Below are 549 nucleotides of genomic sequence, written 5' to 3'. Positions count from 1 at the left end.
AAAACAGCCAAGCATTTTCTGCAAGGCTGTTTTCTTTTTATGGAACTTACCTAAATGATCGAAATACCCTCAGCGGATTATCCCTGGACGCGGTGGATAAACGTCACTGCCTGGGCGCGGGTGCAGGTCTTGTCAGGAGAGAACTTCCCGCCGCCGGTGCCGGTGGTGACGCCGTTGGCGACCGCCCAGCTAATGGCCTTCTGGAAGTCCGGGTTGGAGGGCATATCGCTGAAGGCGGAGGTAACCGGTACATCAGGTTTACCGGCAGCCCGCCAGAGGAAGGTCACAATCTGGGCCCGGGTGCAGCCCTTGCCGGGGGAGAACTTCCCGCCGCCGGTGCCGGTGGTGACGCCATTGGAAACCGCCCAGCTAATGGCCTTTTGGAAGTCCGGGGTGCCGGGCATATCGCTGAACGCGCCGCTTACAGGCACATCGGGCTTACCGGCAGCCCGCCACAGGAAGGTCACAATCTGGGCCCGGGTGCAGCCCTGGTCGGGAGAGAAGGTGGTGCTGCTGGTCCCGGCGGTGATCCCCTTCTCGATGGCCCAG

Annotated in this window: 1 protein-coding gene; it reads right to left on the bottom strand. The window is 61.7% G+C overall.

The features are described 5' to 3' along the window. Positions 1 to 77 precede the first annotated feature (77 nt). The coding region (locus D7X94_RS18040) for an S-layer homology domain-containing protein (RefSeq protein ID WP_147401783.1) at positions 78 to 549 on the bottom strand (472 nt) is incomplete at its 5' end.

The sequence above is a fragment of the Acutalibacter sp. 1XD8-33 genome (assembly GCF_003612555.1).
GTDB lineage: Bacteria > Bacillota > Clostridia > Oscillospirales > Acutalibacteraceae > Acutalibacter.
The sequence above is the reverse complement of the archived record's forward strand: the minus strand, read 5'-3'. Positions and strand labels throughout refer to the sequence as shown.